At 40.1% G+C, this 12479-nt stretch carries 13 protein-coding genes; 8 read left to right on the forward strand and 5 right to left on the reverse strand.

What is annotated here, in order from left to right; genetic code table 11:
- Positions 1 to 21: 21 nt before the first annotated feature.
- From SCALIN_RS16325 to SCALIN_RS24125, 8 genes are all read left to right on the forward strand, one after another.
- Entirely contained in the window at positions 22 to 2163 is a 2142-nt protein-coding gene (locus tag SCALIN_RS16325; protein WP_096895516.1) for a PAS domain S-box protein, read from the forward strand.
- Positions 2160 to 3854 (forward strand): sigma 54-interacting transcriptional regulator, encoded by a 1695-nt coding sequence (locus tag SCALIN_RS16330; RefSeq protein ID WP_096895517.1) that lies wholly within the window; start codon positions 2160 to 2162, stop codon positions 3852 to 3854. Before SCALIN_RS16325 ends, SCALIN_RS16330 begins: the two co-directional genes overlap by 4 nt.
- A gap of 507 nt (positions 3855 to 4361) precedes the next feature.
- On the forward strand, positions 4362 to 5171 hold the full coding sequence (locus tag SCALIN_RS16335; RefSeq protein ID WP_096895606.1) for a hypothetical protein: 810 nt from the start codon (positions 4362 to 4364) through the stop codon (positions 5169 to 5171).
- A 113-nt stretch (positions 5172 to 5284) separates the two neighbouring features.
- Positions 5285 to 5749: a response regulator gene (locus SCALIN_RS16340; protein ID WP_096895518.1), complete on the forward strand. Its 465-nt coding sequence runs from the start codon at positions 5285 to 5287 to the stop codon at positions 5747 to 5749.
- 20 nt (positions 5750 to 5769) lie between these two features.
- On the forward strand, positions 5770 to 6189 hold the full coding sequence (locus SCALIN_RS16345; protein ID WP_133111979.1) for an Hsp20/alpha crystallin family protein: 420 nt from the start codon (positions 5770 to 5772) through the stop codon (positions 6187 to 6189).
- Positions 6190 to 6209: 20 nt separating this feature from the next.
- Positions 6210 to 6620, forward strand: a complete 411-nt coding sequence (locus SCALIN_RS16350) for an Hsp20/alpha crystallin family protein (protein WP_096895520.1) — start codon at positions 6210 to 6212, stop codon at positions 6618 to 6620.
- A 116-nt stretch (positions 6621 to 6736) separates the two neighbouring features.
- Complete coding sequence (locus tag SCALIN_RS22860; protein WP_203415529.1) at positions 6737 to 7567, forward strand: MamS/MamX family magnetosome protein; 831 nt, start codon at positions 6737 to 6739, stop codon at positions 7565 to 7567.
- A gap of 72 nt (positions 7568 to 7639) precedes the next feature.
- Positions 7640 to 7837 (forward strand): Hsp20/alpha crystallin family protein, encoded by a 198-nt coding sequence (locus SCALIN_RS24125; RefSeq protein WP_096895521.1) that lies wholly within the window; start codon positions 7640 to 7642, stop codon positions 7835 to 7837.
- Between the two features lie 329 nt (positions 7838 to 8166).
- Here SCALIN_RS24125 and SCALIN_RS16370 read toward each other — a convergent pair whose 3' ends face one another.
- The 5 genes from SCALIN_RS16370 to SCALIN_RS16390 form a co-directional block, all read right to left on the reverse strand.
- The gene (locus SCALIN_RS16370) at positions 8167 to 8973 is read right to left on the reverse strand and encodes a hybrid sensor histidine kinase/response regulator (protein WP_096895522.1); all 807 of its coding nucleotides are present in this window, start codon (positions 8971 to 8973) and stop codon (positions 8167 to 8169) included.
- A 566-nt stretch (positions 8974 to 9539) separates the two neighbouring features.
- Entirely contained in the window at positions 9540 to 9815 is a 276-nt protein-coding gene (gene cas2, locus SCALIN_RS16375) for a CRISPR-associated endonuclease Cas2 (RefSeq protein WP_096895523.1), read from the reverse strand.
- 3 nt (positions 9816 to 9818) lie between these two features.
- Positions 9819 to 10820, reverse strand: a complete 1002-nt coding sequence (cas1, locus tag SCALIN_RS16380; protein ID WP_096895524.1) for a CRISPR-associated endonuclease Cas1 — start codon at positions 10818 to 10820, stop codon at positions 9819 to 9821.
- A 33-nt stretch (positions 10821 to 10853) separates the two neighbouring features.
- Positions 10854 to 11780, reverse strand: a complete 927-nt coding sequence (locus SCALIN_RS16385) for a reverse transcriptase domain-containing protein (protein WP_096895608.1) — start codon at positions 11778 to 11780, stop codon at positions 10854 to 10856.
- A gap of 45 nt (positions 11781 to 11825) precedes the next feature.
- The gene (locus tag SCALIN_RS16390; RefSeq protein ID WP_203415530.1) at positions 11826 to 12479 is read right to left on the reverse strand and encodes a transposase; all 654 of its coding nucleotides are present in this window, start codon (positions 12477 to 12479) and stop codon (positions 11826 to 11828) included.

Genomic DNA, 12479 nt, shown 5'->3' on the forward strand with positions numbered 1-12479 from the left:
CAAATAGACAGGGGAATTATTATGCAGGGAAAACCATATACTGATCTTCGCAAAGAGGCGGAGTTTAGACTCAAATCTGATACGATAGATATAAAGAAACTTTCAGATGAGGATGTGCGCAGTCTTGCTCACGAACTACAGATACACCAGATTGAGCTGGAGATGCAGAATGAAGAACTCCATAAGGCTCAGTTACAGGTTGAAGGGTTGCTCCGAAAATACTCAGACCTCTATAACTTTGCACCTGTTGGATATTTTACCACCAATGAAAAAGGCTTGATCCTGGAGACTAATCTGAGAGGTGCTTCAATGCTGGGTATTGAACGAAGCCTATTGATAAAGAAATACCTGACCGTTGTTAAAGAAGATCAAGATATTTACTACCTGTACCGCAAGAAGTGCCTGGAGACAGGAAACAGGGAGTGGTGTGAGTTAAGGATAGATATACATGGTGGCGGTCAGTTCTACGCGCTGCTTGAGAGTATTGCCGTTCAAGATGCAGACGGTAACTTCGGCCGGATCAGGACAATAGTAACTGATATCACTGAACGTAAGCTTGCGGAGGAAGAGCTAGCCCGATCGGAAACGAAATACAGCAATCTGATAGAAACCGCACAAGATGCAATTGTTTGCGATCTTGATCAGGTAATAACTGTCTGGAATAAATCAGCAGAGCGGCTTTTCGGATATTCAAAAGAGGAGATCATTGGGCGGCCTGTATCAATCCTCATTCCTGAAAAATATAAAAAAGAGCATCGGGAAGGAATCGAAAGGTTTCTGAAGACAGGTGAATCCAGAATTATGGGTAAAACAGTGGAGCTCACAGGGATGACGAAAGAAGGGATTGAAGTACCATTAGAATTATCTTTAACACATCAGAAGATTGACAACAGACAATACTTCTTCACCGCAATCGTTCGAGACATCACTGGGCGCAAGGAGGTGATGAGCGCATTGAAGCAAAGTGAGGAGCAATATAGAACCCTTGTGCAGGCCATGCCTGATATAATTTACAAAGTAGACGAGAATGGTTTTTTTGTTTTTCTCAATGATTCTGTACGAACTCTGGGTTATGAACCGGGAGATCTTATAGGCAAACACTTTAGTACGATAGTACACCCGGATAATGTTAAATCCTTCAGCAGGATTATGCTCTTGAACGAGCGTTCAGACAAAAAGAGCGGAGATGAAGATGTGCCGAAACTCTTTGATGAAAGAAGGACCAGGGAAAGGATGACTCACAGCCTTAAGTTGCGGTTAGTTGCAAAGAGTAACGATTTATTAAAAACCCATGTGCCAGGGAAAAGCAGTTCAACAACCTTATTTTGCGAAATAACCGCAACCGGAATTTATTTCGATGTCGATAAAAACCGTGAATTTCACGGAACGGTAGGAATTATTTCAGACATTACCGATAAGATAGAATTGCAACAGGAAGTTGTACGGGCTGGCCAATTGGCGCTGATAGGAGAGATGGCGGCAGGATTAGCTCACGAGATAAACAATCCCGTATATGGTATAATAAATTACGCTCAACTTATTGTGGATGAAAGTGACAAGGATAACAGAATACATGAGTTCGGCAAATTAATCATGGAAGAGGGTAGCCGTATAGCAGATATGACAAGAAACCTCCTCACCCTTTCAAGGGACAAAACGAATGAAAAGGGGACTATTCAAATAGATGAACTGATTACCAGCTCATTAAAACTGTCTGAAACACAGTTGAAAAAGGACGAAATCATTATTAAGGTTAATATCCCTGAAGATATACCTGCTGTTTTCGCTGATCCTCGAGAGATGAAACAGGTCTTTCTGAACCTTATACATAACGCGCGATACGCCTTAAATGAAAAGTATTCCGGCAAAGACAAAGAAAAGATACTCGAAATTTCATGTAAAAAAGCGTCAATTGACGGTTGTCGATATATCCAGATAATATTTCGTGACAGGGGAGTCGGAATTCCAGAAAGCATAATAAACAACATAACAAGTCCATTCTTTACTACTAAACCACCTTCCAAAGGAACCGGTATTGGTCTGAGTATATGTAACAGCATTATTAACAATAATAATGGCAAAATGGTAATAGAAAGCGATTCGGGAATATTCACAAAGGTTATCATTAGTCTGCCGGCAAAGAAAGTAGAGATGAAAGAATGAAAGCAAGAATCCTGATAATTGATGATGAGAAACACATCAGGTTTACCGTAAAGGAATTTCTTTTAAAAGACGGTTATGATGTGTCTGCAGTTGAGAATTTTGACGAGGCATTGAAAATACTTAATACGGAATGTATAGACGTTGTACTGACGGATATCGTTTTAGAAGGCAAGACCGGCATTGATCTCTTAAGAGTGGTTAATGAAAAACACTTAAACTGTCCAGTGATCGTGTTTACAGGATACCCGAATTTAGAGAGTGCTTCTGAGTCGGTTCGTCTTGGAGCCTATGACTATATGGCAAAGCCGGTAAAAAAAGAGGCACTGTTGCGTGTTATCGGCATGGCTTTAAGGCATAAGACTCTGGTTGAAGAAAAAAACAGTAGCCATGCTAATCTAAAAGCTATTTTTCAGAGCGTTACAGACGCCATAATAACTGTGGATAAGGATTTGAAGGTTATTGAGCTTAATGATGCGGCAAAAACCATATGTGGTTTTTCACGCGAAGAAGTTATGGGAAAATCAATCGATTCTATTCCAAAGACGTGCTGCGGGCATTGTGTTGATGCCATTAAAAAAACTATTCTGGAGAAACGGCCTTTAGAAATTTATCGAACAGAATGTATGCATCAAACTCGTAAAGGACAGTTGGTCACTCTGAAAACATTTCCTTTAACAGATGGTATAGATGGTTGTGTTATTGTGGTCAAAGATGAAACTCATATATTTAATCTGGAAAAAGAGTTAGAAGGGCGACAACGTTTTTACAATAGTATAGGCAAAGACAAAGAAATGCAGGCCATCTACTCATTGATAGAGAACTTACAGAATATAGATACCACTGTTCTCCTTACGGGAGAAAGTGGCACCGGGAAAGGGCTTATAGCTGAAGCGATACATAACGGCGGCGTACGTCGTCAAGGACCATTAATAAAGGTGGATTGTTCCGCGCTGACAGAAACCCTCCTTGAAAGTGAACTTTTCGGACACGTCAAAGGCTCTTTTACGAGTGCTATCTCGGACAAAGAAGGCAGGTTCCAAAAAGCTGATGGCGGAACGATATTTCTGGATGAGATTGGTGACGCATCTTTGAGTGTGCAGCAGAGACTACTTAAGGTGATCCAGGAAAAAGAGTTTGAGCGGGTAGGTGATGCTACTCCAATCAAGGTAGATGTGCGTGTAGTTGCAGCAACCAATCAAAACCTGCAAGAAGAAGTCAGGCTCAAAAGATTCCGCAAAGATCTCTATTATAGATTAAATATAGTAGAGATATCCATACCTCCGCTCCGGGATAGAAAAGCTGACATACCACTTCTGGTAGAACATTTTATAAAAATGTTTAGAAAAAAGATAAATAAGGATATCAATGAATTATCGAGTGACGTCTACAACCTTTTTATGAATTACGAGTGGCCGGGAAATATCAGAGAGCTTCAGAATGCGATAGAGCACTCCTTTATTGTCTGCAATAAGACGGTAATTACCGTTGAAGACCTTCCAAAAGAGTTTAGAGAGATAAAGACTACTCGTTCGATGGGAGAAAAGAGTTGCGGGCATGACAGAATATTACAGGCGCTGGAAAAAACTCATTGGAATAAGGCGAGTGCTGCCAAATTGCTTGGTATATCCCGGAGATCCGTCTATAACAAAATTAAAGAGTATAATATACGTCCTGAAAAATCCTCCATGTAACTGTGCATTTCACACTCCGTGCATTTAATACTATGTGCAAACTGCACACTTTCGTAAACTTCATACTATTCATAGCCATCCTAAACATTATCAATACCCTTAATTCTTCTGCCTCCAGAGCCTGTTGCGTAAGCCAAAAACCGGACATTCTGCATACTATATTCTGTAGGTAGTATCGTCTTGATACACAATATATTGATTGTGCTCTGGGTTGTGCAACTGTCCCCATAACACCATTTAAATGTGGGAGAGTATTCTCATTAAATTACGTCCTTATGGCAACTCTTTTGCGCTCATATGAAGTGCAGGATACGAATTATTTGTATAGTTTGCAGATCTCATTAATATTAAAAAGTAAGGTTAAAGAACTGCTTACAAGAGACTAAACAGAAAGATAGATGGAAACGAGACAAAATACGGATATGAGAAGAGACGAACCTGTTTGAGGCGCCGTCGGAAGTTTCCCCGCAAAGGCCCCTATAACCGCATATGCGCGAGGTGCAGAATATGAATAATATTAGAATCGCTATCATTGGAGTAAGTACCCGCTCCAGTTCCTTGATTCATGGTATACACTACTATCGAAATAAGAAACCAGTGGATGCTATTGGGCTTCTGCATTGGGACATAGGAGGATATAAGCCTGGAGAGATAGAGGTCGTTGCCGCCTTTGACATTGACGAGCGAAAGGTTGGCAAGGATGTGAACAAAGCGGTCTTTGCCAGTCCCAATAGCACCACGGTTTTTAAAACATATATACCTGATATAGGGATCTCAGTACAAATGGGTAAAGTCCTAGGCAAAGATTCAGATGTTATGAAACGTGATGCAGGCAGAGAGACATCTCTTTTAGATAATCATAAGGGCTCTACTCGAAAGGAGATTGTCCGTATACTGAAAGAATCCGGGGCAGAAATAATGGTGAATTATCTACCGGTTGGTGCTGAAGATGCATCCAGGTTCTATGCTTATTGCGCGTTAGATGCAGGGGTTGCTTTTGTAAATAATACATCTGTACTTATAGCGAGCAATCCCTTGTGGTCGCTAAAATTTGAATATAAGAATATTCCCATAATCGGAGATGCGTTCAATATTAAAATCCCCATTATGGCCTCCCTTAATTCAGCAGGTATTGCTATTGATGCCATACGTTGTGCGAAATTAGCGCTTATTCGCGGCATGGGAGGAGTTCTTTTAGCCGCATCAGAATATTTCTGCAGACAAACGATAGGCAGGCTTACTGAGGAGGAACCACGTAATATGATTGAGCAATTTATCAATGATGAGGAATACTCCTGTGTACATAAAAAAGCCTGATATGGTAGCAATGACAACGCAGTAGTTGTAACTTGACAGTATAGGAATTAGCATTTTTATTACAGAGAAATGTATGGGTTGGGATTCTATCAATTAAGGAGAATAATGTCAAAATGAAAGAAAAAATACTTGTAGTTGATGACATGAAAAGCTTAGCACTTATGCTTGAGATTTATCTTTCGAACGCGGGATATGATGTTTCTACATCTTATAGTTTTACTGAGGCGAGGCAGGAATTAAGTAAAACTGATTTTAATCTAGTTCTCACGGACGTAGATCTGGGAGAAGGCAAGACAGGTATCGATATCTTAAAAGAAGTAAAAAAAACAAATCCAACATGCCATGTGATAATAATTACTGCGAATAGAGACTATATGGTAGCATCTGATGCCAGACTATTTGGAGCCTATGATTATTTGTTGAAACCTGTGGAATTTGAAGGTCTGCTGTACACAGTCAGTATGGCGTTGCGATATAAAAAAAATTCTAACGGCAATGCCAATAGCGGTGAACAGTATTTGGGAAACCCGTGTCCTAATATTGACGAACTGAAAAATAATTATAAGAAAATTTATTGAATTTTAAAAGGAGGCCTGAAATGTTATTACCAGGAGCACTGGAAGCTTTATTAGATCTGCAGGAAACGATCGACCGTACGTTTGATACCGGTTTTTTTGATGGAGCAATTAGCAGCCGAGGAGTGTATCCGCCAGTTAACATCTTTAAAAAGAATGGGGATATGGTTCTCGTTGCTGAATTGCCTGGGGTAAAAAAGAAGGACCTGAACATAGAAGCAAAAGGGAATACAATACGACTCGCGGGGGAGCGTACAATAGAGTACGATAAGAATGTGAGTTATCACCGTGTCGAACGGAAATCTTCGAAATTTGACAGGACATTGAAACTGCAAGCTAACCTGGAACCGAATAAGGTTAAAGCTGAGTATAAAGACGGCTTATTAGTGATCTGGATGCCGTGTGCAGAGTCAGATAAACCAAAACAAATTACAATCCAATAATTATGAGATAGGAGGCTATCATGAGTAAGGGAACGAAAGAAATCACGAAAACTGAAAATAGGAAACAGGAGAAAACCGAATATGCGGGAGAGAGAACAGTATCGGGGAGATACTACATCCCTAAAACCGATATTGCTGAAACGGAAACAAGCCTTATGGTAACTATGGATGTTCCTGGAGTGAGAAAGAAAAACGTAAATATCACCCTGGAAGATAATCAACTGGAAGTTGACGCTAAAATAGACTATTCACCTTATGAAAACCTCGATCCGGTATATACCGAGTACAATGTAGGTCACTATACCCGAAGATTCACTGTATCAAATATTATCGATACAGCAAAAATAGATGCGAATCTCACTGATGGGGTCTTGACATTGACATTACCAAAGGCCCCGGAAGCACTACCAAAAAAGATTGAGATTAACTAATTAGGCGTTGTTATAAAATCAATTTTATTTAGTATTATCTAAGTGTATTAGATTAAGCGCACATTGAATAGGAGAAAGATAATGATGAGATATGTAATAAGCTTAATAATAACGGTATGTGTTTCGAGTTCCTTTTTTTTGGTGATTCTTATGCACAAAGAGGAATAGGGCGAAGAGGTGGATGGGGTTGGGGGGCTGGTTTTCCGTGTTGCCCTTTGTATAATACAGAGAAACTCGAAACAATAAAAGGAGCGGTTGTTAGCGTTGACGAGATTATTCGAGGGAATGAAGGGTTTTACGGCATCCATCTGACGGTGCAAACCGACGAGGAAACCGTGACTGTTCACTTAGGACCGGGTTGGTACATTGAAAACCAGGACATGAAGATTGAGGCGAAGGAAAAGGTTGAAATTACCGGTTCAAAGATTTTTTACAAGGGCAAGGCAGCTATCATTGCTTATGAAGTAAGAAAGGGAGACGATATATTAGTACTAAGGGACGCAAACGGGTTTCCCGCTTGGCGTGGTTGGAGACGACTCTCCGATAATCAACCTCCCAGGAAACAGGGAATGCAATGGAAAGGGGGCGGTGGATGGGGGCCTAAGACTAATTATGGAAGGATGTATAACCCTGAAACAGTGGAAACCATTAGTGGAGAAATAACTAATGTAGACAAGATTACACCTGGCAAGGGTATGTCTTATGGTATTCATGTGGTATTAAAGACTGACGGAATTAGCTTGCCTCTTCATTTAGGACCGGGATGGTATATTGAAAATCAGGATATGATAATTGAGCAGAATGACAAAGTTGAAGTTACAGGCTCAAGAATCACTTTCGATGGGAAACCGGCCATGATTGCTGCTAAGATAAAAAAAGGAGATGAAGTGTTAATGCTCAGAGATGAGAACGGTATTCCTGCCTGGAGTGGTTGGAGACGACGCTAGTTTAACAATAGCCTATTCAATCTTTGTTGTGACGTAACTCAAAAGAGTTTTTTTAAATCCGTATAGCTTTAAATTTTAACAGAAAAGGATAAAAAGTATTACCATGTAGAACGGAGTTATGGATCTTTTTATCGTTCCCTGCAGATACCCTGTGAGGTCGAACAGGACGCGGTGAAGGCGTCATTTAAGAAGGGAGTTCTCAAGATAACTCTACCTAAGAGCGCAAAAGCTCAGGAAAATGTGCGTAAGATTGAAGTAAAAGGTGAATGACCGTGAAGAGATTTTGTGTAGGAGCATGTTTGCTCCCCCCCCAGCGTATTTCTAAAGAAGTTTTCTTGCCATATTCAACTATGGTAGGGGGAGAGTGTGTGTTCTCACTGATTACCGCAGATTGACAGCGCATTGACTATCAACTCGAATATGTATCAAAGTAATATTTTTAATTGTATAGCAAAATACAAAAAAATAGTATGTAAAGTGACCTTATTCCTATTAATTATTTAGGACAGTAGTATTGAATAAATTTCTGCATGGGTTAGGAAGTAAAACTGAAAACATCGTGGGAACAAATTTAAAACTGTTGGTGTATGAGAATTTGGCTAATTTTTATTTCCGATAATGCCTATCTTTGGCCTCTTATTTAAGGTATTCAAAGCCCTGATTACATCATATCCAAATATTTCCGGCATAGCCATGTCACACAAAACGAGGTCAAATCCTTCTTTCTCTGTCTGTTTTATTGCATTTGCGCCATTGTTGACAGTCAGAACTTTGTAACCGGCTTTTGAAAGAAAATTGTCCAGAATACTGCATATGTCCTCATCATCATCTACAACAAGAACACTCAAATCATTCCCTTTTACTTTTTGTTCTGAGATAGGCGGTTTTGTGGGATTGACGGTTTTCTCTGCTATCGGAAGTTCCAAAGTAAATGTACAACCCTTCCCCAATTCACTTTCGACATCAATTATCCCTCCATGTCTGGCCATTATTCCATAAGCAGTGCTCATGCCCAAACCGGTCCCTGCTGCAGACTTTGTAGTAAAAAATGGCTCGAAAACCCTCTTCTTCACCTCTTCAGGCATTCCTGTACCCGTGTCGGAAATAGTAATAAATACCGTTTCCGGTTCACACCACGTACTAAATGAAAGTTGGCCACCATCAGGCATGGCATCCATGGCATTATTGATTTTGTTTATAAATACTTCTCTTAATTCTGTAGGATTACACAATATGGAAGGTGTCTTCAGCATTCCGTTTCTATCCATGGAGTAGTCAATGCCTCTGGACTGTGCCATATTTTTCCACCGGGGCATTGTAAAATCGATTGATTGTTCTATCAGCTCACCTATATCATAAGATATAAACTCTGTGTCACCTTGAAATTTTCCAGTAAATTTAAGCATCTTGCCGGAAATCTCAGACCCATCATCAGTTGCCTTTTTAATAGTATGGAGCCTGTCTGTTAATTCACCATTCTCTTTATCTACTGGTAGATAGTTAGTCTCAATCCCTTATTCATCAGGTCAAGTATTCCTACGGCTAACCTTAAGAACGCTAACCTTGAGAACGCTAACCTTAGTCTCAATCCCTTATTCATCAGGTCAAGTATTCCTACGTCTTAAGCCAACTAGAATATGTCGAACGTGTTTTGGTCTCAATCCCTTATTCATCAGGTCAAGTATTCCTACTGTACCCCTTCTAACACCTGTTCCAGCATATACTTACAATGCCATTTCCTGTAACCTGTCCAATCTGTAATCATTTCACCTCCAAATTTTCTGTAAAAATTTAATAAAATGCTCATAAATACCTATCAGTTATCATGTTAAGATTTTCCTGTAACCTACCCCCTTTTTACCTGTTTTCAAAAGCTTCGTTAAGTTATCAATAAAAAAAGGCTTATATCGTTTTTTTTTGTTGATTTCGTGTTTAATAATTACAGATACATTAAACGGACATATTCCATAACTTACACAATATAAACTTCTTCATCTTTGGACACCTTTCCCTGTCCGATCACTTTGATTATCTTTTCACAATTTGCACAGATAGAGTAGATCCTGATACTATCTGCCTCTTCTTTAGCTATTTTATGAATTCTTTTCACCATTTTGTCAAGGAGTTTGTTATCCAGTATACACTCAAAGACACTGTATTGCACCCGGTCACCATAATCTTTCAGTATCTTGGCAAGCTTTGTACGCCTTTTCGTGTCAGGTATATCGTAAGATACAAGGTAAAACATGAATTATGCTTTCAATTCAAAGGGGACATAAGGCCTTTCATTTTGAATGTGCGCGGCAAGTGTTTCTGCCTGTATGCGAAAACACTTTCTCCAGGTACTGTTTTCTCCAGTATTTGGATGGACAAATTCACGATTTATCATTTTTTCATACTCTCTAAAATATCGCTTTAACGGTTCGCGTTTGAGATAAACACCGCCACCTTTAGGGTTGGCGTAGAAATCTGCCTCTCCTATAATTCGGTTGTTTACGAGATAGAGAGTAAACCGGTCGGCAATCGGAGCACGAAACTCCTCCATAAGGTCAGATGCCAGGGAAGCCCTGCCGTAATCTATACTATGGAAATACGCAAGATACGGATCAAATCCAATCCCATCAAGAAGAGAAGATATTTCGTTAAAGATGATTGTGTAGCCGAAAGAGAGAAGAGCGTTCACGGGATCAGTAGAAGGGTGCTTCCTTCTTCCGGTAAATTCTAAAGTTTCAAGAAACATTTTGCCATATGCATCAAAATACGACTTAGCCGCGCTTCCCTCAATACCAAAGAGTTGTTCTATTTGTGTTATATTTTCCACTTCTCTAAGCCTGGCGGAGATGGCGCTGTTTTCTGATTTAAAATCTCTGTCAGGATGATTGTAAGAGAACCATCTCATTACCTGTAGAGAATTCTTAATCTTTCCAGCAACAATCTTTTTTGCAAACGCCAGCCGAAATCCATAATCCCCATATTTATTAAACTGCGATATCCGAAGGTCTATATTTTTTGTTGCCGGAGATGTTATCTGACCGATCAGTTTTCCAGTTCGCGTAAGAATAGCCATCTCAATTCCGTGCTCAAAAAGCTCATGCACAGATTGAGTGGTAAACTGTACGTTTCCAAAGATCAGCACCGCATCGATTTTATGACACTGTACATCGAGTAATATCTCATCATCCTTTTCTACTATAAGCCTGTCGCCTGTTTTCCGAAGGATTGAACCCTGTTCCGTAAGATACAAATTAGCCATAGTTTCTGTAGGGGCAGACCAATGTGTCTGCCCCTACCATCCTTTATTTTTTTTTAAAAAATAGATCGGCAGATTCAAAGGCCGTGGATAATGAAGGATTTTTTTCTCCCTTTTGGGCTTATCAAAGGGGACCATCGTCATGCTCTTTATAAACGTAACACCCAGGAATGTAAAACCATCATCAAAGTTTACAATCTCCGCTTCGTCAAGCTCAAGCGAGAGCCGGTCCAGAATCCTGTCAGTAAGTTTCAGCGCGTTTACCGCCTCCTCTCTATTGCGGGAAAGTATAACAAAATCATCTGAAAACCTTACCAGCTTGTGTCCGTTCCTTAATAACTCTTCATCAAATTTATCCAGAAAGAGGTTTGCCAGGATAGGCGAAATAGCGGACCCTTGAGGGATCCCTATCTTCAGTGTTTCCACAGATTTTCCATCCCACACTTCTGCCTTAACCCACATAGTAATTAAACGACGGATATCCTTGTCTTTAATAATCCGTTTGACTTTTTTAATAAGAACATCATGATCGACGTTATCAAAAAACGCGTCAATATCCGCGTCAACCGCCCATGTATATCCATCCGCGTAATATTCGCTGATTTTATAGACGGCCTGTTTTACGGACCTTCCCTTTCTATAGGCATAACTGCACTGTTCAAATTCCGCTTCAAAAAACGGTCTGGTGATCTCAAGTACCGCCGTTTGCACAACTCTATCCTTTACCGTGGGAACAGACAGCGCCCTGGCTTCACCGTTACCTTTATCTACCAGTATCCTGAGCAGAGGTAAGGGCTGGTACGACGCCATTAAGAGTTCACTCCTCAGCGTGTCAATATTCCGTTTAATTCTCTCATCAAATTTTTCTACCGTGACACCGTCCACCCCAGCGCAACCGCGGTTTCCCCTGACCCGTTCAAAGGCGGATTGTAATGTAGTTTGTCTGGTGATTTCTTTAAACATATTTCCTGTACGGTTAAACCTGTGGGCAGACACATGGGTCTGCCCCTACGGGTTCACATTATTATATATCACGTTTTCAATGTAGTCCCATTTCTTGTCATAATCTTTATCCTTAATATGTTCCGGGTTTTCCCTGTCATATTGCCATTTCATTGGATTGTTTATTATGTATTCCCGGATACGGTCCAGACTATCTTCATTTCGAACAATATGCTCATAATAATTGCGTTGCCAGAACCTTTTGTTAAATGGTTTCCAATTAACATTTTTTACATTTCTGATATATTCATTTGTTGTCATGGTTTTAAACCATTGCATATGTTGCGGTAAGCCCCGTAGGGGCAAACCAATGTGTTTGCTCTTAATCATCTCCCTGTTTTTACGCGTAGGGTAGTCTGTGGGGCAGACACACTGGTCTGCCCCTACGGACACGGATGGTCCATTTATTATGATTATTCCGTGCATATGGTTGGGCATGATAATATATTCGTCTAATGAAATTGTAGAATATTTTTCAGGTAATACGGACCACCATTTTTCAACCATCTCACCGGCATCATTCAAAACAGTTTTACTCTCTATTGCTTCGCCCAGCAAACACTCTTTGTCCTGAAGGCATATGGTAACAAAGTACGCACCTTCCCGTGAATAATCATATTCTTTGAGGCGGATAGAACGCCGGCCATGTTTTGTTTTCAC

This window comes from Candidatus Scalindua japonica, from assembly GCF_002443295.1.
Taxonomy (GTDB): Bacteria; Planctomycetota; Brocadiia; order Brocadiales; family Scalinduaceae; genus Scalindua; species Scalindua japonica.